This window comes from Sphingobacterium sp. lm-10 (genome assembly GCF_023554555.1).
Taxonomy (GTDB): Bacteria; Bacteroidota; Bacteroidia; order Sphingobacteriales; family Sphingobacteriaceae; genus Sphingobacterium.
In genome coordinates this window covers 410551-435659 of record NZ_JAMJWC010000001.1, presented here as the reverse complement: position 1 = coordinate 435659, position 25109 = coordinate 410551, and the positions used below count along the sequence as shown (strand labels likewise).

Here is a 25109-nt window from a genome sequence, read left to right as displayed (position 1 = left end):
GATGGCCGGTAGGGTTTGTTCGAAAAATACTTCTTTATATTACGACTTACTTGTATTCGAAGTATCACTTTTTCAGGCATAAAATATATCGCTGAAACCTAAAAAAATGCAGTTAGCTTTAATCCAGTAGTAAAATAATCCATATTATTTTTTTTCCTAAATTGTAAACTTGATGACGGTTCTTGACTGGGTTCTTGGATGTCGTCTGAGATGGTATAGGTGAAAACAGGTCTCAAATGGTGATAATCGGCGTAGAGCGTAATTCCTAATTCCGCATTCAACATTCTTGTAAGACTAAGTCCACCGTTGACTTTGAAAGACCTAGAGGGTTTATAAGTGAGTAAATCTATTTCATTGTTTAAGACGTTGTGATCGTCATCCTCAAATTTAAAAGATACTTTTCCGGTAGCACCAGCAGCTACCCCCGCCCCTACTTTGGCATGTGCAAGCCAATTGGGAGAGATTTGGTAGGTGTAATGGGGTCCTATTGTGAAATTCAAAACACCCACAGATTGCGTTATTATCGAGGATGTCCCAGAGCCTATTTCTGGGTCTATAAAGGTTGTTTTGCTTGTACTTATCGGAAAACTCGAAAAGGAGAAATCGGCGCCCACTCCCACATTCTTGCTGAAATAATACGCCCCATCCAGACCTGCTTCAAAACCGGTCTGCGAGTAAATCCCTAAATCGAGGTCGTCCATCAGATTTCTACGTGCGGACGCGAAGCCCATTTTCAATGATAGATAAGAGAAGTTATTGTTCTTGTTTTCAAAATGGAAATTGTTCGGGCGGTCACCATCATTCTTGTACAACTTGTTTACAAAGAGATATCCGAGTTGTGTAGAAATTATGCCAATACCTGCTCCAGCCAGCACATCCGAAATCCAATGTCTGTTGTTAAGCCCCCTTCCAATACCAGTAAAAGTACTCATTGAATAACCCGCAACACTGTACATAGGACTTATTTGGCCGTACTCCTTATGCATAAAAGTTGCATTCATAAATGCATTGGATGTGTGCCCAGAAGGAAAGGAGTTGGCACTAGAGGCATCTGGTCTTTCTACATTAGCAGTATATTTTATCGAATTGACAATAATCGCCATAATAGCAGCGCTCATAGCGTAGGATACCGTAGCGCGTCCAAGATTGTTGCGGCCTTTTACTCCGGAAAGGTTTAGGGCATAAACACTAAGAGCTGGCATATACTGCATATAATCATCATAATGATTTGCAAAAGTAGGAATGTACCGATTACGAATTTCTCTTATATTCTCTCTACTACCCCACGTCGCAGCACTCGCAGCGAAGAATATTGTTGGTGTAAGACCAATTCTTACCGCGTCTTTTTTAAAAAAAGATTTTCCAATATTTTCTACAGCTAAGCTATCTCGATGTAAGAATGGCGCATTCTTGCTAGATAGCGATTGTGCATAAGTGCTCGTGTTTACAAGAAGGATAGCAACAAAAACAATCCTTAAGCGTAGTATTAAATACATTAAGCCTGTTCTCATATTAAAATAAAGTTAGAGTTAACTGTAACAGCAGCTGTTTTAATTGTTCTGCATCAGAGAGATGGATGTGATTTCCGGCTTATCTTAATCCCGCCAACTATTTAGTTACCTGAGAGATCAAAGGCAAGGGAGCGAATAAGCGTTTTATCATCACTTTCGGTTTCTCATTACTTTACTTAGAACTAGAGGAGCTGCAAGTAGATCAATATCGTAGGAGTAAACGATGTACTTTTCCACCCAATGAGGTTCAAACTTTTCTTTAAATTCTCTAAGCCCCCTGGTGCTTTTAAAGTGTGAATTTTTATTATACAAAAAACTAATTGTGGATTCGATGACCCCATTTTTTTTATCAAATCCCGAGAGAGGTGCTAAGCCCATATTTAACATCTGATACCCCTCATCCCGACAGTAATCCATGAATCGTAGGAGTAATACATCCATATTTCCACCTGGTGCAATATCTAGCTTTCTGATCAAATCGTAAGTAGCTTCCCTTGGCGCGTAGTTTGGAATGATGTTTAAAAATGCCAAAACGTTGCCTTCGGCATCTTCCAAAGTAATTACATCATTATCTCGTATTTTTTCGGGATCAAACATACCTTGTGAAAAGACGCGTTCACTTCGCTTCATCTCTATGAGCCAATTATCTGAAACGAGCCGAAGTCTTTCTATGAATTCATCTGATAGTGGAGCGCGGTAGCATTCGGAACGATAGCCTTTCCTATCAATGTTATTAACGGCATTCCTCAAAGATTTTCGCTTTTTCCCTTGCAAATTGAAATTATGCACATCGACAATAGCTTCTTCTCCTATAAGAAAATGTTTCTTGCCTAATGACTGATACAATTCAAGGTGTTGTTGATCAACCCTGTAATACGTAACTTTTAATCCTTTTTTTCGGCAATACTCTTCGAATGATCGGATTAAATCCATGATAATATTTCGATCATCCTCACAAACTGGTCCTTCAAGAGCCACTGCAAAGCCCATACTGACTTTGTATGATATAAATCCGGTCTTACTTTCATTGAAAAAGAGCGTTTTGTCTCCATAAGTTTTGAAGTAATCAACGGGTGATCTTCCATACCTATTTAGTATCGCTTGTGCCTCTGCTGTTTTTGTTTCACTTTCTGAACACTGGCTAGACATTGGCTTGAAGACAAAGTATAAGATGGCGGAAATGCTTAATACACCAAAAAGATTAAGTGAATATAAAAATAGGTGCGCAAGCAATGTCTTAGGATTACCGGCTGTAGTATCTAGTAAAATAAAACCTTTAGAAGTTGCTTTTAGCACAGATTCAATTGAAAAGTCCATGGAGAAATGCTCTATTTGCAGATAGCAAAATCCAGCAATACCGTAGAGTATGACACCGGAAACAAGAAAAATAAATTGACCACGTTTTGATATGGATAATATTTTCCTATTAGAAACGAAATAATGCTTGTAAGAACATAGCAGAATTAGACTTATACCAAAAGCTATTATACTGTCTACATAAGCAGTATCCTGTATCAAACCAAATAGAACCATAAAGCAGCAAAAAATTAGCCCGAAATACCAGGCTGCGCGTAAGCCGCGAATCATAAAAACGGAACAAATAATGCAGACGATGCCAATCAGGAAAATCAATGCATTTGAAGGATCTTGGCCAAGGGTGTCAAATATTCCGATTATATATTGACTATGTGGAATATAAGATGGAATAATAGAAGAGATAATGTATAGCAATCCAGATATAAAAATGAAGATCGCAGGTAATGTTCGGATAATAAGACCATCCTTATGAATAAAAAACGTAATCCCCCCAATAAGCAAGGGCGCCCAAAATTCAAGTAATCTATAAAGCAACGAAATTGATATCGCTTGTTGCTCAGAATAGCCAAAACGATGAAGCAAAAGAACCATTGAAACTTCTACAATACCCACCCCTTTTAAAAAAGGAGAAAAGCAATAAAATAAAGTAGCCACAGCATAAACTATTAAACAAGCATCAAAGGATGGTTCAATATTAAGCGCAAACATGGCCACATATAGATGTAACAGTCCTATCAACTCGATAATAAGCGCCCAAAATAAACCCATAATTAACGGCTTCATTGACAACTTATGCCGTAGAAGCTCACTATGAAACAATTCTGCAGATGGGAAAAACTTTACCGTTAACCTGTATAATATACCCTTTTTATAAAATGAGACGGCGGAACATGCTATAATAACCCAAAAACCTATCGAACTTGCCAGAAATATTAGGAAGGACTCGCTGGCATTTTGAATGCCCCAATAGAACAATACAAAAAAACTTAATACCGTAATCGACAACAGATTAAGCAACGTATAGATCACCGAGGCGAAATCTGTAGTTGGGCGGGATATTCCTTGTTTTTCAATTTCCTTTCTAAAAAGGGCAATAGAAGTAAATCCTCCCGCTGGAAGAAAAACACTAACGAAATTTCGCTTAAGAAACAACTCTAAAGCCACAGACATAGAAAGGTCGCACGAAAGTGTTTTAAAACTGCAGCGATATATAAGACCGTGCACGACTATATAAGCTATTGAAAGTACGGCTCCAATAGCTAGCCAACGGAAGGATGTATGATTAATCAATTGCACAGCGGCTATTACCTCCGTTCGTTGATTCATAAAGAAAGCTATTCCGCCTAATAACAAGATTATTCCCAAAAACACTTGAAATAAAACCTTATTATTTTTATTGATTGATAATTGTAATGTACTCATAACTGTATTTAAAAATCTATTCCTATTTTTGCTCTGATCCCCCATTTAGAAACCATGGGATTATTTGTGTAAGTGAATCGCCTAACCAGATCGATACGCAACACTTTGAAAATGTTACCCAGTCCTACACTTCCTTCTATATAAGGCCCCCGATCTAAGCCGTATAGCATAGGCACTGCTCCTGGGAACCTCGAAGTGGGTGAATATTCACCAATAGCGGCGGCTCTATTTTCTTTATCTATATGTCCAAAAAGAGTTTTCACGGATATCCATTCGCGTAAATCAAGCTTATTAATCAATGGAATCTTATTCAGAATAAATCCATTAAAACCGTGTTGTATTTGTAACGATGCATAACGATCACTCATAAATTCCATATTATTCATCAGGTTGAAAGAGTTGGCCTGATAAGCATACGTTTGATTGGCTCTATGAATCATCGCTAATGGGTAAGGGACTTTGCCAAATTGAATACCGCTCTCAAAATTCACATCTGAAAATCCCAGTTGAGACATAAAAAATCTCTTACTAGCGGTGACAATAAATCGTTGGTAATTGTAGTCACTTCCAAATGGACCCTTTAAACCAATCTCTCCCGAAATTGACATAACAGGCTTTCCTACGTTGATTATGCGACGAAAGCGTTTCCCTTGATAAATTTTCTCTCCAGGTGCCCAACGAAAACTAGCCGTAATCGCTGTAGTCGTGATCTCATTATTTAAGCTTCCATTGTTATTTTCATAAAATCTCAGAAGACCTGCCGGATTCAGCGTCTCCCTTTTAAGGCCTAACTTGAAAGCAGTATGATTATCAAACTCATGATGTAATTCTGTATATATTTTGTGATGATAGATCATCCTATCATTTCGGCCTCTTCGAAATGATAACAGAAAGTTGTCATTGTCCAAAAAATTTAGCTCTTGTCCGGGAATCTGTATATCACTTGATGTACCCACAGAGATCGAACTGACCGGATATTTATAGACCGATTCGCCGTTTAAAGAGTAGATAGCTGCCAGATTATATTTAAATTTTTTATCTCTGGTACCGTATGCGCCATACCCATCAAGAACTAGTTTTTTACTAAATTGATCGGTAGTGTTGCCTCCAAATTTGAAACGGTTTCCCTCGATTGGGTTAAAACTATAAAAAGATGGAATTGGACCAATTTCAAACAATCCTTTAGTGACATAACCTGAGGTTATGATACTACTTATAGACATTATTCTGCGGAAAGACTTTGAATTTTTCAGACTGTCGATGTTATTGTATGCCTGAGTTTCAAAACTGCTAAGTTTTTCTGGACGCGCTTGCTCCCAATCTATTAAGTGACCTTTTTCCCCTTTTGACTGAAGCGCATAAGGTGACGGATTTGATATAGTTGTTGGCGAGTCACCAATGGTTCTAGTAATTACTTTTTCACCAAAGAGGTCCATACCTTTGCGGAATACTCCAAGATCCATCTTAACGACACTTTTATTTAAGAAGTACTTGTTGTCTTTATTTTTCGCGTAGTTATATTCCATCTCTAGGCTTTTAACCCAATTAATGTTGGTTACATCATTAATTGTAAGTTCGGCCTTGCTCAAAGCATAGCTGCCATCAAGATCTATATATAGATATCCTGAAAATAATGCATCTTCTGGATTGCGGGGTACAAACTGAATCTTTAAACGTGCTGGAGATGTGTCGTTCAAGGTATCTACTTCATAATATTTATAGAAAGATGGCCCCAAGGAAGCGATCGGGCTTAAAAACCTCCTATTTCCAATAGCTATATCATTTTCATATACATTACTCGATCCATAGATTTTCTCTAGGTACTCATCTACACCATCTTCGTCGATAAACTGGTCTACGCGAGATTGCTTTTCATCGATTAATTGATACTGCTCGTCGTGGGTTTGAGAAACCGTTCTTATTCCAATTTTCTCGTTCATATAAATAGGTACGAGTGATCGACCGGGCAACTTCACCGTATCAATACCAGCCTCCAAAAAACTGAATTTTTTAAGCAGCTTAGAATTTGCCCTTTTTTCGTTTGCAATTCCTAACGACATCGATAGCTTCTCATATTCTGAAAATAGTATGTGAGACGTTTTGAGCGAATTATTGTCATCGCGTTTTGCTATAACTTTTCTAATAAAATCGACCGTAGCATTATTCTTATTAGTGTAACGTCTTCTTTTAGGAGCTCTAATCACTACTTCTTCAATAGCTGTGCTCTTTTCAGACAACGAGATATCTATCGCTTTGTCTTGATCTACTTGAGTCAAAGAAATAGACTGCTCATCATAACCAAGCGATTGAATTAACAGTGTTCCTTCGTTGGATGGAATAGAGATGATGAATTCTCCATTACTATTAGTACTGGTTGCCACATTACTCTCTACATGTCTAATAACGACTCCTGCAATTGGCAAACCGCTGCTTATGCTAGTAACTTTCCCTGTCAATTTATTTTGAGCAAATAAAAATGACATAGAAAATAAAAACAAAAGCGCGCAAAGATATTTCATAACAAATTTTGCTTGAATGTTTAAATAATTTACTTAAGTGTGTTGGTGGCCTAGAGATTATTAAGCTTTATGGCATTATAAAGCGCCTGGAAATCCCTCTTGTAAGTATGCGGTCCCGCTAAGAGAGTGACCTTTAATCCGGCATTTTGAAATAGACTTGCTCGCTCTTCTTCGTCATCTCTAGAGAAGATATAGGCAGAGGAGATAGATTTCATTTTTAATGCTTCCGGAATAACCTCAAACTCATTTGGTTTTTGTTTTACATTAAGCATCGTCGCAAATGTTACCTCTAGGCTCGCATACCGATCTGGAGAAAGGAATGTTGCATGTCGTATTTTTTTTTGCAAACTCTTTGAAAAGTTGTTGATAATGAACGGTAAAATTCCTGCTGAAAATGAATGGCCGATCAAGTAGATGTTATCGCATTTAGATTTTGCCAAATAAAGTTGGATGTACCTTTCAAAATCCCTGCTGGCTACTTGAGGTGTTTTCTTCGTCCAAAAATATTTCCTTGCATCAAAGACTATTTGGTTATACCCATCCTGATTAAAATATTTCAACAAACCCTTACTAAAACTAGTATAACCACCATCTCCGGTTATGAACACAATGAGTGTGTTCTTATTCGCATCGCTACTTATCTGCGGAATGACATAGTCAGGCGTTTCACCATAACTTTGCTTTTGTCCGACCAAACAGTAAAAAAAAATTGCCATCAGAACCCTTATATTATTACGCATTTTCTATTTAATTTTCGATATGTAATAAAGTGCTATGTAATAATAACTTCAGTACGCAGAACAATCCTGCTTACACCAGCATTTTATTGATATGCAAAACAATACAAAAGTTATTGTAGACAGAAAAACAAATGACGAACGTACATTTTGTAAGGATGAAATGACTTTATCATACCACTATTTCGTCGTAATAGCAGAAAAGGAGGTGTATTGCAACAAATACAGTTTCCTATATATTTGCATATTTAAAAATTTAAATTCAAGTTTAACTAAATAATAGATTTAGCTTTGTCTTCTAAAAAAGTTCAATTATCAATACCTTTTATATATGTATAGCATTGCCGAAGAGAATTATTTGAAATCACTTTTTAACCTTGCCAATGAGCACGATCTTATTCAGTTGAAGGAGATTGGGAAATTGCTCGATGTCAAAATGTCTTCCGTTACGAATATGATGAAGCGATTCGCTGATAAGGGGCTAGTACATTATGAGAATTACAAACCGGTCAAGCTAACAGAAAATGGGAAGCGGGAAGCAGCTTTGATCATTCGAAAACATCGTTTGACAGAGATGTACCTCGTTGAGAAAATGGGTTTCGGTTGGGAAAAAGTACATAATATCGCGGAACAAATTGAGCATATCCATGCTTCCGATTTTTTTGACAAAATGGATGAGATTCTCGGCTTTCCGACCGTAGATCCCCATGGATCACCTATACCAGATAAAGATGGCAAAATTGTACGAATTCAACACAAAACATTGAGCGAGTGTAAAATTGGCGACAAAGCAAAGCTAATGGCTGTGAGACAATCATCATCTGACTTTCTCAGTTATTTGAATTCGCGTGAACTTTATCTGGGTGAAACCGTAGAGGTGGAGGAAATCGAGTCCTTTGATGGTACAATGAAAATTGTTTATAGTTCTGGCAGAAAGGAAAGCCTCAGTAAGAAAGTCTGTGATATGCTATTGGTGCGTTAGTTTACAGACAACAAAATTTGGTGATATCTAAACAAAAAGACCTTGTAAAAGTCTATTGCACTATCAAACTCCCAATTATCAACAGTCTTACATCCCTTCAGTTCGACATTGCTTTCCTCATTTATTCTCCACTCTTGCCAAGTGCCTAAAAGCTGTACGAATCTTTCTTAAGTAATTTAATATTCATTGATCTTAGTGAAGAATAGCGGGGAATTCATGTGTTCCATCTGCTCGGCTGTTATGCGGATTGAATATCAGTCAAATTACATCCTTCGGATCAAGTAAAGTTCAGCAAACCACATTTCGCTGACGACAAAGACAGCCCCTTCCCTACCTATTTCAGTAAGCATTATCGGTTTTTAATTCCGATGGTTAACACGACCTCTACGGCACGACACTTCAACTTGCTGCTCAAAGTGGGTATTTCGATCTCGAAATACCTGCTAATCTTATCGGTATCCATCTTATCATTTGGCGTTCTCAAGTCTAAACAAGTGTTTGAAATGGCTTTTTTTCTGTGGTAATATCACGACGCAAAAACACAAAAGTTAGTCAAGACTAAAAATAAATTTAGATTTATATTATTAGATGGATAAAACTTATTATTTTTGCTAGACTAAATTTCTATAATGCAGTATGGATAAGATAACAAGCAAATGATTTATGGAATACGTAATTCAATTATTGGAAAGGGAAAAGAAGGTATTGGAAACCAGCATTCGTGATCAGGATATGTTGCGCAAGGATATGAGAAAGGCGACACTACATCTTAAAAATATTAACGAATTGAAAAGAGCATTAAAAGTCCTGAAAACAAAAGTGCGACTGTTAAGCTGAGCAAAAAACGAACAATAATAAAGAAGAGAAAATGAAAATTGATTTAACATTACCAGAGTTACCTTATGAGAGGACAGCCTTAATTCCCATCATTACCGAAGAGACCTTTGACTACCATTATGGAAAGCATCACGCTACCTATGTAAATAATCTTCAGGGATTGGTAAAGGATACAGCACTTGGAGAATTGAGTGTCGAAGACATCATTCAGAGAGGCTTTCAGGAAGGCAATGCGGCACTGTTCAACAATGCCGCACAGCACTGGAATCATAGCTTTTTTTGGCATTGCCTATCTCCTGATGGTGGTAAGATGCCAGATGGAAAAATTGCAGAATTGATAAATCGTGATTTTGGCAGTTTTGTCGATTTCAAAAACAGATTCTCAGAGACGGCCGTCAAGCTCTTTGGCGCGGGTTGGGCATGGTTGGCACAAAACGAGCGAGGCGTTTTGGAGATCGTTCCGATGAAAGATGCTTATACGCCATTGACCCAAAATAAAACTCCAATATTGACACTCGATGTATGGGAACATGCCTATTACATTGACTACCGTAATGCCCGTCCAAAATTCGTAGAAGGCTTTTGGGACATTGTGAATTGGGATTTCGCCAACAAAAATTTGAAGTAAGGGAACGGGCGATATGATGGACAGCATCATTTCTAGATGGGACTTTAGAATAAGGAAAAGGATGAATATATGGGTGAAAGATGTATGAAACATATTGAACAACATTGGAAAACGCTGACGGTTTCGGCCAACGATTTTTTCAATACAGGAAATTTCGAACAGGCGCTCTCTAACTATCAGGAAGCCCTGTATCGAGCAGAAGTCATAAATGACCATCGTTCAGAATGTTTGGAATTCAACATTCCCACTATACAAATCTTTGTCATTTCCTGTAATAACCTCGCCAATACGTATATCGAACTCTGTAGGTTGGAGGATGCCGAAAGGATGCTGACAAGAGTAATATATTATCTATTGTATCTGGTGAAAGACGGTGATATTAGTAGCGATGAGGTTCGAAATGAGCTCAAACGAGCCGGTGTAGCTTTGATGGTATTTGGCCAAGAGCATAGTGATAAGCAATCTCAGGAAGCTAATTTCCAATTGCTTAAAGAAGAGTTAACAGAATATGAAATCTTAAAAAAATAGAAAAAACATGTGTGGATCAATAAAAAAGTTAGTTGCCGGACAACAGGCTACCTTTGTCCAAAAAGGCCCTTTGACAATCGGAAATAGATTGCCCGAATTTACAAAGAAAGCCATTTTTACAAAGGAGAATGGAATAGAGATAGTAGACATCACCAATACCTATGCGTCAAAGCAGGAAAAGTGGACAATTCTGTTCTGGTGGCCGAAGGACTTCACCTTTGTCTGCCCAACGGAGATTATCGAATTTGACGAACGTTCAGCGGATTTTACTTCGCGAAACGCATTGGTAATCGGCGCATCGACTGACTCGGAATTTGTACACCTCGGTTGGAGACAGAGCCACCCCGGACTGGCGAAATTGAGCATCCCGATGTTGGCTGACACCTCCAAGTCCCTAGCAGAAGAAATGGGAATCTTGGATGCTGATGAGAAAGTGGCATACCGTGCAACATTCATCATTGACCCCAATGGCATCATCCAATGGCTCAGCGTTTACCCAATGAATGTAGGCCGCAACGTGGACGAAGTACTTCGAGTATTGGATGCCTTACAGACGGAAGAACTGACAGGTTGCGGCTGGACACCTGGGCAGCAGACGGTAACGACAAAATTAAAGGAAAAGAATGCTATATGAAAAGGAGGATTAAAGATGATTGAACCGATTTTACAGGAAAACAAAGACCGGTTTGTCGTTTTTCCTATTCATCACGATGACATTTGGCAATTCTATAAAAATGCAGAGGCGAGTTTTTGGACGGTAGAAGAAGTGGATTTGTCGCCGGATATGAACGATTGGCAAGATAAGCTTAACACGGATGAACGTTATTTCATCTCGCACGTGTTGGCATTTTTTGCAGCGAGCGATGGTATTGTCAACGAAAACCTAGCAGTCAACTTCATACAGGAAGTTCAATACCCAGAAGCCCGTTGTTTTTATGGTTTTCAGATCATGATTGAAAATATCCATTCTGAAATGTATTCGCTGCTCATCGACACATACATTAAGGACGCACAAGAAAAAGATCACCTGCTCCGCGCCATCGACACGATACCCTGTGTTGGCAAAAAGGCAGATTGGGCATTGCGCTGGATAGAAAGCAACAGTTTCGCCGAAAGGCTGATTGCCTTTGCTGCAGTGGAAGGTATTTTCTTTTCTGGTAGTTTCTGTTCCATATTCTGGCTAAAGAAAAGGGGCCTGATGCCTGGACTTACTTTTTCTAACGAATTGATTAGCCGTGATGAGGGTTTGCACTGTGATTTTGCCTGCCTGCTATACACCCGTCATTTGCTACACAAATTGCAGGAAGAAACTGTTGAGGAAATCATTATAGATGCCGTAGCCATCGAAAAGGAGTTTGTGACCGATGCCCTGCCTGTCCGCCTAATTGGTATGAATGCCGAGCTGATGTGCCAATACATCGAATTTGTTGCCGATAGATTACTTGTGGCATTAGGTTGCAAAAAGGTTTGGAATGCGATCAATCCTTTCGATTTCATGGAACTTATTTCCTTGCAAGGGAAGACAAATTTCTTCGAACGGCGTGTCGGCGAATACCAGAAAACAGGGGTTGTACAGGGAGCGAAATGGAACAACGACTTTTCGTTGGATGAGGAGTTTTAGAAAGTATCATATAGGTAGATCAGATATGGGATTAGCAATATACGGATATGGTAGTTCGGTACTAAAAAAACGAACGCTTACAATAGATAAGACTTATCCAAACTTGGACAAATTGGTTGCTGATATGTGGGAGACCATGGGCGATGCTTCAGGTTGTGGCTTGGCAGCGCCACAAATTGGACGGTCAATCAGCCTGTTTATAGTAGATAGCCGTCTTATCTATTTAGGGTTGAGCGAAAAACAGCGAAAACTCTATTTCTCACCTGGTGACGAGGGGATCCGTGAGGTATTTATCAACGCTCAGATCAATTCCTACTCGGAAGAGGAATGGGAAGAAGTAGAAGGCTGCCTAAGTGTCCCAACTTTGTCGGGAAAAGTAATTCGGCCTTGGGCAATCCGTGTGACTTATGAAAACCAATATTTTGAAAAGAAAGAAAAGGAGTTCACTGGCATGACGGCACGGATTATCGCTCATGAATACGACCATATACAAGGATTGCTCTATGTGAATAGGCTAAAGCCATTAGGTAAACAACTGATGGAAGCTAAACTCCATCAATTGGCAAACGGCAAAGTGCGGGTGGCATATGAGATGAAATTTGGCAACCCGAAAAGAAACAAATAAAGCAAACTAAGGATGTTCGTAATAAAAAGAAACGGAAAACAAGAGGCAGTGCATTTTGATAAAATCACCGCCCGCATACACAAGCTCATTTATGGACTTTCCATAGCAGAAAAGGATGTCATCGAAATTTCTAAAAAAGTAATACAGGGCATTTACAACGATGTAACCACCACCGAACTGGACAACCTTGCTGCCGAGACTGCTGCAGCTTATACCACGATACACCCTGACTTTGCTGTACTGGCGGCTCGTATTGCGGTCAGTAACCTGCACAAGAATACCTTAAAATCCTTTTCCAAAACGGCCAGATTGCTGTACGACTATATCGACCCTGTTACCCACAACCCTGCTCCCCTATTATCAAAAGAAGTTTATGAGATTATTCGCAAAAATGCTGATGAGATAGACGGCAGCATCATTTACGACAGGGACTACGGGTTTGATTATTTTGGGTTTAAGACCTTGGAACGTTCTTACCTGATCCGTACCAATGGTGACGTGACCGAACGCCCACAACATCTTTTCATGCGTGTGGCGCTGGGTATTCACAAGGAAGACATCAAGGCTGCTATAGAGACTTACAATTTGATGAGCGAAAAATGGTTTATTCACGCTACACCGACACTATTCAATTCGGGTACGCCCAAACCGCAGATGTCATCTTGCTTCCTGTTGAGCATGACCGAGGACAGCATCAATGGCATTTTTGACACGCTGAAACGCTGTGCCTTGATTTCACAGTCTGCCGGAGGAATCGGGTTGAGCATACACAATATACGTGCGACAGGTAGCTATATCAAAGGTACGGGTGGTATTTCTAACGGTATCTTGCCAATGTTACGCGTGTTCAACGATACGGCACGTTATGTAGATCAGGGTGGTGGCAAACGCAAGGGAGCAATCGCAGTATATCTCGAACCATGGCATTCCGATATATTTGATTTCTTGGATATTCGTAAAAATCATGGAAAGGAGGAGATGCGAGCAAGAGATCTCTTCCCAGCCCTATGGATACCTGACCTGTTTATGCAGCGTGTGGAAGCCAATGCCAGCTGGTCGCTATTCGACCCAAACGAGGCTGCGGGCTTATATGATGTTTATGGTGATGCCTTTGAGGAACTGTACCAGCATTACGAATCTGATGGCAGGTACCACCGCAAACAGGTAAAAGCCCGCGAGCTGTGGAATGCCATCTTACAAGCCCAGATTGAAACAGGTACACCATATATGTGTTACAAGGACGCCGCTAACAAAAAATCTAATCAACAGAACATCGGCGTAATCCGCAGTTCCAATCTGTGCACCGAGATCATGGAGTATACCAATGCCGATGAGGTAGCGGTATGCAATCTTGCCTCACTGGCCTTGCCTCGCTATGTTATTGAAAATGGGTTTGATTTCCAAAGACTGTACGCGATCACTAAAATCGTTACCCGGAATCTGAATAAGATCATAGACGGCAATTATTATCCCATACCTGAAACTGAAAATTCCAACTCCCGTCATCGTCCGATCGGCTTGGGAATACAAGGGCTAGCGGATGTGTTTATCCTATTGCGATTGCCTTTTGAAAGTGAAGAAGCGAAGCGGTTGAATATCGAAATTTTTGAGACAATATACTTTGCGGCAATGGAGGCTTCGATGGAATTGGCGAGAGAACAAGGTGCTTATAAGAGCTTCAATGGTTCGCCACTGTCAGAAGGGAAATTTCAATTTGATCTTTGGAATATTGAACCGTCCCAACGCTGGAATTGGAACGCATTGCGGGAAGAGGTGAAAAAATTTGGCGTTCGCAATTCATTACTAATCGCACCAATGCCTACCGCCTCCACCTCACAGATATTAGGCAATAATGAATGCTTTGAACCCTATACAAGCAATGTTTATAACAGGCGTGTGCTTTCAGGAGAGTTCGTTGTAGTCAATAAGCACCTGCTCAAAGATCTGACCGAACTTAACCTGTGGAATCCTGCTATGAAAAACAAACTGATCGCCGAAAACGGATCGGTACAGCGTATTAAAGAAATTCCAGACAGCCTTAAAGCACTTTACAAAACGGTGTGGGAAATAAAGCAGAAAACCATTATTGATATGGCGGCAGACAGGGGTGCTTTTATCTGCCAATCACAGTCCTTAAATCTATTTATGGCAGAACCGAATATCGCAAAATTGACCTCTATGCACTTCCACACTTGGAAAAGCGGACTGAAAACAGGAATGTATTATTTGCGCACTAAAGCAGCGGTAGATGCCATCAAGTTTACCGTTGAAACGGCATTCTCTTCAGAAGACAAACAGGCTGAGATATCCTGCTCTTTGGACAATTCCGAGGAATGCATCGCATGTGGAAGTTAATAGGATCGGAAAGAATAAGCGATTGAAGTACAAAAATTAAGGAAATGAGCAGTCATATAAATACGCAGATACAATCTTCGAATCAGAGGTGCAGCAATAGCCGAAATTAGTTATGAAATTAATATTAGTACGACACGGACAATCTCAATGGAATTTGCACAACCGTTTTACAGGCTGGAAAGATGTAGATCTGACGCATACTGGCAGAGAAGAAGCCAGAATCGCGGCGTCTCAGATCAGAGATGATCATATCGATGTGGCATTTACCTCTAAATTGATTCGGGCGCAGCACACATTACAGATTATCCAAAAAACCAACGGATGGGAGGAAATTCCTGTCATCATGGATCAGTCACTCAATGAAAGATCTTATGGAGATCTAGAAGGGCTAAATAAATCAGAAGCAGCCAAGAAATTTGGAGATGAGCAGATACATATCTGGCGACGATCGTATGATGTAGCGCCTCCCGGTGGCGAGAGTTTGAAAGACACTTATATCCGTGTGGTTCCTTATTTCCGGTCGTTTATTTTGCCCCAACTCATTAATAACAAGAATATTCTGATCGTAGCACATGGCAATAGTCTCCGTGCCCTGGTCATGTTTATCGAGCAGTTGTCTCCTGCGGAAATTCTGGAAAGGGAAATCGCCACCTGTGTGCCCATTATTTATGATTTAACAGGTGAGCAGTTATTAATTTTTCCCATAAAAACCCCAGATTAAATAAACACACGGCATGAACCCAAACATCTCACATCAGGAAAACCTTGAAGAATTATTAATGTCGCTAAAATTTATAGATGTCATTCCCTCGGTCAATAGTCCGGCATTTTCTGAGTTATTGGATATACTAGCGCAACATATAGATGAACTTATTCTTTCCAATGTCAATCTGCTGCTAGCATTGTTATATAGAGTTGATGTAGATGAAAGCAAAGTAAGGAATGCGTTAAATAATACGGACAAGCAAGAGACAGATGGACACATTATTGCACGATTGATTATTGCTAGACAAAATGAGAAGTTAAAATGGAGAAGAAATTACCTCTGAAAAAAGATTGAGTTTGATTGAAATTTAACTTTCCTCCAAACTGATGTTACGTGAACATATTTTTTACCGTGTGAGAAGCTACTGAGCGCAACACAGAAGGTTATTAGCAAAGTACACAGAACAATAAAAGGTATTTTGCTGCCGAAATCAGTTGTAATCATTATATAGGTGTATTCGGTTGGATTGTTACAGGAACAAATGATAATATCTAACTTATTAATATAAGCAAAATGAGTTTACCATTTATTATGAAGCGGCAGTAAGATGTTTACCTTGTTACTGCCGCTAAAAGAATACTCTCGATAGGTTAACTGTGATTAAACACCGTGCTTCATGTGGCGCATGTAACCTAGTTTCTGCAATGCAAGAGCAGTGAGAAGCACTCGCAGCATAATAAGTTTCCGTTCATGAATAGAAAAGGTTGCCATTAGCTACACTTACGCTCCCGGTAATGTGGAAGCCAAAGCATGATAAGTCGTCCTATCATCCCACTTTCTCTCGATGAGCACATAGTGCTCAACTGGTTGAATGGAGGATAATTTATGGACACTTGATTTTAATTTAATGGCCTCATTGTGTGAAATGTTTTTAAATTTCCATTCATCATTCTCGTAAAATAATACTGCAAAAGGCATTTCGCTTGGCAAACGAAGCGCAAAGGTGACGGGAAGTTCTCCGAGATTATAGCCTGTGAGTTCAAGCATTCTTGTTTCCGTATGCGCAAACGCCACACCATTACGCGACGTACTGTTGTGCCAAGAACATAACGGCATGAGGTAGCAGGTTCCGCCGTTGGCAACCTGGCCATTAGCATTTGTTGTCATGTGGCCTCCCAGCCATCCTGCAGGGTGGCTTGCACCTGGTGCAGGAACAGCATTTGTTACATAACAATCGTGATCTATTCCAAAAGCGACCAGTAAAGGTTTCCAATTTTCTCCGTTATGGTCTGGAATTCTCTTTGGATCATCACTACTACCGTCCACATTGTAAAGAACGCCGGCAAAATCGACAACAGTCGCCCCTGTGGATTGTATACGCCCTGCCTCTAACTCGTGAAGAAACGTCTTTATACGTTCCAAGTGTTTAATTTCATTCATAATCTTATTGTTTAAGTATAGTTATTTATAGGATGCTTACATCTCAACTTTAGAACCTTATCACAGAAAAGCAACGAACCTCTGTATAGGGAGTAAACCCAACACAAAGACTCTTATAAAGTGGTACATTCCCTTTTTTACATATCCGCTTCTGCTATTAAAAAAAGGATATTTTTGATAGATCATCTGTATCGCGGAAGAAGCTAAAATATGCGCACAGATCGCATTTTGCTCCTTAACATACTCTTCCCGCATGACATCGAGGATAAGAATAAGTCGCTTTTGGTTGGTGTGATTCCATGCCGTATGCGTATGGGCATCACAAAAAGGAAGCGTCACACCGTTTTGCCAAGGTCTTATCTCCTTCCCAACCTGAAAACCACAATCTGGTAGCGTACCAGGAATATCAATCCCCACATGGCAGCGGATGATCGCATCTGTATCGCCTTGATGTGGGTTGATGTTAGAGCCGGGTTCCAGCACACTTAATGAAAACGAGGTCAGCCCTGGTATCTTCCGTAATACTTTTATCGTCTCCGGACATTTTTTGTAGTTTTCGCGGATCACAAACTTCCAGAAATAAATGCCCATTGTCTTCCATTTCTTTGGAGGGAAAGACATGCTTTTATTGATAAAATAAGGTTTTAAGTTCTTGGGCTTTTCCGTCATCTGACTTATAACTTCATCTTTGATAACTTCCCAGTTATCTTCAATGATCTTTGTCCAGGGCAATCGTTCCCTTTCATAAAAAAAAGGTTCGCTGCCCATATAGCGGCCACCGCCAAAGTTATACCATGGTTTGTTGTCGGTTTTCATAAGCTAATGTGGTTAATTTTCTAAGTGATGATAGCCATTAATAGATGGATAATTAACAGCATCCTTTATTATATTGGTCAGCTCAGTACTATTATTTTTAATCAATTCATGGCCACCGTTGATCAAGTGAATAGAGAAATTATGGTTTGCCAGATTTATCCAGCTTTTTACTTTTTCCAGGTCGGATATCTGATCATCTGCGCCCGCGATTAAAGTAAGTGGTACATCTACTAGCTCTTTTCCCGGCACGTAGGTTTCTAATATCTGCACATCTGCTCTAACAAGCGAGGAATTGCTCGTGAGCACTTTTTTTCGTTCCAACACATCGTGTGAGTTTTCGTATTTTACAACCATCTCTTCAATAAACTCCGTATCGGACAACTCATGTAGCCTACTTTCGGAAGGGTTTAATGGTGCTTCGCATGCAGAGAGAAAAAGCTTATAGGGCGTCTTTCTATGACGCGTTTTCAATAGAGTATAAAACTCATAGGCCATAAGTGCCCCAAAACTATGACCGAAAAACACATAGTCTTCTTCCGGCTCTTCGAAATTGGAAAGTAATGAGTCCATCAGGTCGCTCATGGTATTAAAGGGCTTTACATCGCTGCGCTCTTCCCTGCCCGGCGGCTGTATAGCAATAAGCTCTACGTCATGGCCAAACATACCCGCCCATTTCTCGTAAGCAGATGAACCGGTACCCAAGTAAGGAAAACAATACATTTTGAGCTTAATCGGCTGGGTTGCTTTTTTTATGACCTTAAACAGCAACTCAGGCTCTTCTTCCTTAACAGGGATAATTTCCTGCCTGGCGACAGCCGCTTCTATAGCTGGAATTGTGACACTACTATCTACTCTATTGGATATTTCCGGGTAGATAAGCGAAAATATATGATCACTTACGGCATCTATCGTTGGGTAATTGTACGCCAGCGTATTGGGCAATTGGCAGCCAAAATACTGTTCCAATTCAACCACAAAATGTATGGCCATTAGAGAATCCATACCAAGAAAATTAAATCGTTGATTACCCTCAATCTTGTCAAAGGAATCGATAAGCATCACATTTCTCAGCTTAATCCTTACCGCGCCTTCAATCAGCTCTCGGGCTTTTTCAGGACTACTTTCCTGTATCAGCTTAATGCTACCGCTAATGATTTTCTGCTCGTATTTGTCGGCAGAATATACTTCTACAAATAAGGATGGTTGAAGTGAAAAATCGATAAATGTCCCAAATTTCTGCCAATCAATAGCGGCGATGAGCGAAAGCGGCCTATCTAGTGACAACGCTTTTTCCATAGCGGCCAATGCGGCATCTGGCTGCATTAATTGAAATCCGAGCTTATGTAAAAGATCCGTTTCCCGCTCTTCCGCACTCATGCCCACTTCTCCCCATGGCCCCCAGTTTATACACAACGATGGGAGACCAAGCCTCCGTCGTTGCAGGCTCAGCATATCCATGAAATGATTTGCGGCGGTATAATGGCTTAAATCTACCGATCCCCATAGTGCCGATACGGAGGAGAACAGGATAAATACATCTAAATCCATTGTTAGGCTGAACTGATGTAGTGCCCATGAAGAGGAGACCTTTGTCTTCAATGTTTCAAGGAAATTCTCCTGGTCTAGATCCATCACTTTGCTAAACCAGTTTACTCCAGCCGCATGAATGATTCCTCTAAGGGGAACACTCCTATTATCCAAGTTCCCCACTAACTTTTCCAATCCCGTGACATCTCTAATGTCTAGAGAAATTACCTCAATCTGCGCGCCTTTATCCTGAAATACTAAAAGCTGTTTTATAATTTGATAATCGGGATTTTCTTCGCCGATAACCGTCCAAAGATGTGCCTCCGGCAATGCGCGCCGGCTGATTAATACCAAATGCTTTCCTCCTTTGTTTATTACCCATTCGGCACACTTCAATCCCAGCCCACCTAAACCTCCGGTAATTACATAAGCACCATCTGCGCGAAGAGCAACCTGATCTTTGATTATTTCTTGTTCTTCACGAACGATATATTCAATATACTGCTTGTCCCGTCTTATGGCAATACTTCGCTCACTACCCGGATTATTCACTTTATTTAAAATAACTTGTGATGAGGTCTGGGAATCAATATCGATCAATCCGCCTCTTAATTCGGGGTGTTCCAGAAAGAGCGTTTTTGAAAAACCCCACACAGGAGCATGTGCTAGGTTGATCTCGCTATCCTGTTCGGCAATGTATTGTGATTGTGTAGTAAGCACCCATACCGGCATGACTAAGGCATTTCTTTTAAGCGCCTGCATCAACGGGATAAGTACACCGCTACCACAATTTACGGTATACTCTAGGCTAGGAATGTCAAATTCTTCGGGTATAGAGTGTCCTCCCGGGGTGAGAAAGACAAGCTTCCAGTCACTGCTATTATCTCGGCTCTTCAGGTTTATAATTTTATCCATAATGGCCGACCATTCCAGCGCATTTGCTTTATCTGAAAGGCTGAATTCAGGTTTTAATTTACTGGAAGTATGCTCTGCAGTTTCTATCCTTATCCAGTAAACATTATTTTTATGTGCTTTTAAATCCTGAAGCAAATTTTCCGTCAAATTTCCGGATTCACCGATGAGTATCCAATTTAACTCTTTTGACAGCGGTACCTGTGTTGGTGCCGAAGTTTCTTTCCAGCTAAGATTATAAATATCCGTGTCTAACCATTTTTCAGCATTCCTGTAAACAGTTGCTCCGGTCGAAGGATTTGCAAACTCTGATAGCCTTTCGGCGTTAATACCCGCCATCCAATACGATTTATGCATAAATTTTTGCCCCGGCAAACGATTAGGATACGCATAGCCTTCCAATATGGCATCCCACTTGATGTTTATTCCAGACTGGTATAATTTACAGACCGAATCGTAGAAGAAATAATCTTCTGTACGCTCACCTTTCTTGACGTTCAAAGAGCGTAGAAGCAAAGAATCTGTCAGGTTTAGTGAGTCATTTACCGCCACCAATGTACTGGCTCCGGGACCAATCTCGACAAAATTGAGTCGACTATTTTGGGGAAGCAACGCGGCGGCACTCTTAAAATCAACCTTGTTTATCAGATGTTCTACCCAGTACCTGGAATCTGGTGCTTCATTCATCACTTTTGCTCTTAATGAAGAAATCCATCTCTTTTCGGGGCGTTTGAAGCTAAACTGCTGAAGATATTCTCCAAATTCCTGCGCTATAGGCTTCATCAAATGGCTATGGAAAGCATGAGATGTTTTCAAATGATATGTTTCTATTCCCAACTGCTTATAATGTTCCAATAGTTGTGCGACGGCGGGTACTTCACCCGAAACAACCGTTTTCTTTTTACTGTTGATGGCCGCTATCCTCACTTTATCGTGATCCATTATTTTGCTGATCTCTTCAGCATCTGCAAAAATGGTAACCATCATCCCATTGTTGTCCAGTGTATCAATCAGGCTCGCTCTTTTAAGTAAAATGGCCATACCTGTCTCCGGCTCAAAACATCCAGCCAGACATGCTGCTGCATACTCGCCTAAACTATGCCCTAACAAATGCGAAGGCATTACCCCACATTCCTGCCATAGTATTCCTAAAGAATACTGCACAGCAAAAAGGATAGGCTGCATATATTTGTCGAGCCAAAATAATGTATCTCTTTCCTCAAAAGCGATATGATTTAAGCTAAAACCATCGCCTAACGTCGTATCTATAACCTGTGCACATCGATCAAAAGCTGCTTTAAACACCGGAAACCTTAGATAGAGCAATCTTCCCATATGTAGATAATGCTCGCCCTGTCCTGTAAAAAGGAAACAAGTATCTGTTAAGGATATTGGTTTGGATCCCGCCTCGCCCGAATTGATAAAGCCTTCTAGCTTTTCTTTTAGTGTCTGTCTGGAGTTGACCACCACACAGTGACGGTATTTCAGGTCGGATCTTGCCATAGCCTGGGTATAGCATATATCTTCGATAGTAAGTCCATGAGCGGTGTCAAGCCATTCATTAAGGATCTTAGCCTGATCAGTAACACCCTGACTTGTTGTAGCAGAAAATACAAACGGCCTTGGGGCAAACTGATAAGATGAAGGTTCATGAACGGCTTCGATCACGTCGGGAGCTGATAAGATAGCATGGGCTAAGGAACCACCGAAACCAAACGAACTGATAGCAGCTCTTCGGGTTTCGTTATCGATGTTCCAATCTGCCAACTCTTTGGTAATCTTTAGTCTGGTATTATCTAATTGAATTTTTGGATTAATACTTTTAAGGTTTATTTGTGGCGGAATTTGTCTGTGTTGTAGCATCAAAACCGCCTTAATGACGCTGGCAATTCCAGCCCCTGCTTCCAGGTGGCCTATGTTTGCCTTTACGGAGCCTACATAACAGGTTTTATTTCCTACTCCATAGAGTTTTCTTACCTGTTCCATTTCAATAGGATCACCAGATGCCGTGCCTGTACCATGCGCTTCCACATAGCTGATATCACTACCTTTTAGTCCCGCAATTTTAAGGGTGTTTTTAATCAGTTGGTATTGCGATTTTCCGTTTGGAAACGTAATACCTTGGCTGCGTCCATCCTGGCCTACAGAAGAGGCGGACAGCACGGCGAGTATCTTATTGCCCTCTTTTACCGCAGCCGACTTCCTCTTGAGCATCACCAACCCACAACCTTCTGCTCTCACATAACCATCGGCGCTGGCATCAAATGTTTTGCATCTGCCTTCGGGAGACATCATGCCAAACTGAGACAGCGTGATGGTAGGACCCGGTGATAAAATGGCATTTACACCACCTGTTATTGCTTGCGTACAGTTGCCATTTATAATAGCCTGTGCCGCAAGATGTAATGCTGTTAATGAAGATGAACAAGCGGTGTCGACGGCTAAACTAGGGCCCTTAAAATCATAATAATATGAAAGTCGGTTGGCCGCTACACTATTGGAATTCCCCAGACCTGTATAAGCATTAAACCCATCCATACCCGGGCTAAGCTTTATTTTCATGTAGAGGTAGTCGTTGGTAGACATTCCAATAAAAACGCCGGTGTCTGATCCCGAAATATCGGCCTTCTTTACGCCACTATTTTCTAATAGTCTCCACGAAGTCTCCATAAGCAACCTTTGTTGCGGGTCTATCTCGGGCGCCTCGACCGTCGAAATCTCAAAATGTGCCGGATCAAACTGGTCAATGCCATCAATAAATCCAGCCCATTTGGTATTCACCTTACCCGGTACAGCAACCTTATCCTCATAAAACAAATCATTGTTCCATCTGCTCGGTGGCACTTCGGTTACTGCATCAATTCCTTCGGACAATAATTCCCAGTATTTTTCTGGGCTGTCTACCCCACCGGGGAAACGACAAGCCATACCGACAACGACCACAGGATCGTCTTGAGCAATATCTTTTTCAATAACCTCTCCAGCAACGGTATACATAATCTGCATTTTGCCCGACAAATATTGTGTCAGGCATTCTCCTCTGGCAATCTTATAATTACCGGTTTTAGGTATCAGTCCTTGTGCCAGAAAGATGATTCGGTTCGGTAATATACCATAGCCTTCGGCAAGATTGGAATTAATTTGTGATGCGAGTTTATCCAGCTCACTATTGTTTGTATGCCGGTGCACTTCCTGAAAAACAAAAAACTCTTCTTTCGATCCGTCTATGTGCGAAACACAGAGTGTATGATCATTCGTTCGTACATTGGAAAGGAAGTGGCGTGCGCAGGCTTCCAGGTCTTCAGCGGCATAGTTTACACCACGAATAACAATCACCTGTTTTAGGCGTCCTGTTATGTATAGATAACCATTACGTACAAAACCGGTATCACCTGTTTTCACGATATTGCGTTCATCCAAGATCTCGCCTAAATACCCACTGGAATTAGATGGACCTTCGATCCATATCTCCCCTACTTCACTTTCAATACATTGCTTACCAGTTTGATTATCAACTATTTTAACCACATCTTCCTCATCAATAAGATAAGGCATTATTGATCTCTTTTTGTGCTCACCGAGATCTCTCCAGAAAATATGCTGCTCTACTTCTTCCAATCCATGCCGGCCTCCTGCCACGAGCAATGTGGCTTCGGCAAGACCATAAACGGGCTTAAAGGTATTCCTACTAAACCCTGCTGACTTAAATTTATGATAGAAATCGTCCAGAATGGATACCGATACGGTTTCCGATCCTACATATGCATATTTCCAGGTGCTTAGGTCAAAAATTTTGCTATCATCTACTTTGCGGACGCAGTGCTCGAAACTAAAAGTAGGTGCTGCCGACGTATTTGCGGCATATTTATCGATAGCCTCCAACCATAAATGCGGTGAAGATATAAACGTGTAAGGTGACAAAATAACCCCAAATCCTGATTCGTATAATATGGAAAATAAGTGACCTACCAGTCCCATATCATGATGAAACGGAATCCAGCCTACCAGCCTAAGGCTTTCTTCTCGCTGGAATACACGATACATCTTCGCAACGTGGTTCATGACACTCTTATGCCTTAGTACCACCCCTTTTGGAGCGGACGTAGAACCGGAGGTGTATTGGATATAGGCAATATCATGGGGTTGTAACTGAGGTAATGTAACAGCAGTTGCGGGTTGGGTTTTAATGGAATCGACAGAAATCACCTTAACTCCAGATACACTTTCTTGGCGCAGCACTTCTTCGAGAGGCTGATGATGAATCTCATCGATCACCACGTTCTTGGCCTGACCGCGTTTTAAAATTTCCAAAATGCTTTCATAACCGTGCTTATTCCTGGACTTTCGTACCGGAGCAAGCGGAGCAGGAATGCCTCCAGCCATGATACATCCGAAAAAAGCCAGCACAAAGTCGGACTCATCTTCAGCAATCAAAAGCGTAATATCTTTGGGAGTGATATCCGAAGAGAGGTTATACGCTGCCTGAAGACAGCTTTCTTTGAGGCTTCTACTGGTGAATTGCTTTTTTTCATTGCCATAGGCATCCAGAAAGATTAGCGTTGTTTCGTCCCCTTTTTCTTCTGGATAGCGCAGCACCAGATCAACGACAGTCATTTTATTATCCAT

17 protein-coding genes are annotated in these 25109 nt (G+C 40.7%); 10 read left to right on the top strand and 7 right to left on the bottom strand.

Annotated features, from left to right (window positions below; genetic code table 11):
• Nucleotides 1–98: 98 nt before the first annotated feature.
• From M8998_RS01715 to M8998_RS01700, 4 genes are all read right to left on the bottom strand, one after another.
• Nucleotides 99–1511: a phosphatase PAP2 family protein gene (locus M8998_RS01715; protein WP_249990264.1), complete on the bottom strand. Its 1413-nt coding sequence runs from the start codon at nt 1509–1511 to the stop codon at nt 99–101.
• A 150-nt stretch (nt 1512–1661) separates the two neighbouring features.
• A complete protein-coding gene (locus M8998_RS01710) occupies nt 1662–4250 on the bottom strand; it encodes a phosphatidylglycerol lysyltransferase domain-containing protein (protein ID WP_249990263.1) in 2589 nt (862 codons plus the stop codon).
• An 8-nt stretch (nt 4251–4258) separates the two neighbouring features.
• On the bottom strand, nt 4259–6733 hold the full coding sequence (locus M8998_RS01705; RefSeq protein WP_249990262.1) for a DUF5686 and carboxypeptidase-like regulatory domain-containing protein: 2475 nt from the start codon (nt 6731–6733) through the stop codon (nt 4259–4261).
• 86 nt (nt 6734–6819) lie between these two features.
• Nucleotides 6820–7509, bottom strand: a complete 690-nt coding sequence (locus M8998_RS01700; protein ID WP_249990261.1) for an AcvB/VirJ family lysyl-phosphatidylglycerol hydrolase — start codon at nt 7507–7509, stop codon at nt 6820–6822.
• Between the two features lie 328 nt (nt 7510–7837).
• Here M8998_RS01700 and M8998_RS01695 point away from each other — a divergent pair, with 328 nt between their 5' ends.
• The 10 genes from M8998_RS01695 to M8998_RS01650 all read left to right on the top strand — a co-directional run bounded on the left by M8998_RS01695 (nt 7838) and on the right by M8998_RS01650 (nt 16131).
• Entirely contained in the window at nt 7838–8488 is a 651-nt protein-coding gene (locus M8998_RS01695) for a metal-dependent transcriptional regulator (RefSeq protein ID WP_249990260.1), read from the top strand.
• Between the two features lie 663 nt (nt 8489–9151).
• Nucleotides 9152–9325 (top strand): hypothetical protein, encoded by a 174-nt coding sequence (locus M8998_RS01690; RefSeq protein WP_249990259.1) that lies wholly within the window; start codon nt 9152–9154, stop codon nt 9323–9325.
• A gap of 31 nt (nt 9326–9356) precedes the next feature.
• Nucleotides 9357–9953, top strand: coding sequence for a superoxide dismutase (locus M8998_RS01685; RefSeq protein ID WP_284039966.1), 597 nt, complete (start codon nt 9357–9359; stop codon nt 9951–9953).
• Nucleotides 9954–10037: 84 nt separating this feature from the next.
• Complete coding sequence (locus M8998_RS01680) at nt 10038–10481, top strand: tetratricopeptide repeat protein (RefSeq protein WP_249990258.1); 444 nt, start codon at nt 10038–10040, stop codon at nt 10479–10481.
• 7 nt (nt 10482–10488) lie between these two features.
• Nucleotides 10489–11115 carry a peroxiredoxin gene (locus M8998_RS01675; RefSeq protein ID WP_249990257.1) on the top strand — a complete coding sequence of 209 codons (627 nt, stop codon included), beginning with the start codon at nt 10489–10491 and terminating at the stop codon, nt 11113–11115.
• 15 nt (nt 11116–11130) lie between these two features.
• Entirely contained in the window at nt 11131–12102 is a 972-nt protein-coding gene (locus M8998_RS01670) for a ribonucleoside-diphosphate reductase small subunit (protein WP_249990256.1), read from the top strand.
• Between the two features lie 25 nt (nt 12103–12127).
• Nucleotides 12128–12727 (top strand): peptide deformylase, encoded by a 600-nt coding sequence (locus M8998_RS01665; RefSeq protein WP_249990255.1) that lies wholly within the window; start codon nt 12128–12130, stop codon nt 12725–12727.
• 12 nt (nt 12728–12739) lie between these two features.
• The gene (locus M8998_RS01660) at nt 12740–15082 is read left to right on the top strand and encodes a ribonucleoside-diphosphate reductase subunit alpha (RefSeq protein WP_249990254.1); all 2343 of its coding nucleotides are present in this window, start codon (nt 12740–12742) and stop codon (nt 15080–15082) included.
• A 112-nt stretch (nt 15083–15194) separates the two neighbouring features.
• A complete protein-coding gene (locus M8998_RS01655; RefSeq protein ID WP_249990253.1) occupies nt 15195–15803 on the top strand; it encodes a 2,3-bisphosphoglycerate-dependent phosphoglycerate mutase in 609 nt (202 codons plus the stop codon).
• Between the two features lie 13 nt (nt 15804–15816).
• Nucleotides 15817–16131, top strand: a complete 315-nt coding sequence (locus M8998_RS01650; protein ID WP_249990252.1) for a hypothetical protein — start codon at nt 15817–15819, stop codon at nt 16129–16131.
• Nucleotides 16132–16568: 437 nt separating this feature from the next.
• Here M8998_RS01650 and M8998_RS01645 read toward each other — a convergent pair whose 3' ends face one another.
• From M8998_RS01645 to M8998_RS01635, 3 genes are read right to left on the bottom strand one after another with little or no spacing between them, the layout of a single operon-like run.
• Entirely contained in the window at nt 16569–17228 is a 660-nt protein-coding gene (locus tag M8998_RS01645; RefSeq protein WP_249990251.1) for a hypothetical protein, read from the bottom strand.
• A 60-nt stretch (nt 17229–17288) separates the two neighbouring features.
• A complete protein-coding gene (locus tag M8998_RS01640) occupies nt 17289–18044 on the bottom strand; it encodes an aspartyl/asparaginyl beta-hydroxylase domain-containing protein (RefSeq protein ID WP_249990250.1) in 756 nt (251 codons plus the stop codon).
• 12 nt (nt 18045–18056) lie between these two features.
• Complete coding sequence (locus tag M8998_RS01635) at nt 18057–25109, bottom strand: type I polyketide synthase (RefSeq protein ID WP_249990249.1); 7053 nt, start codon at nt 25107–25109, stop codon at nt 18057–18059.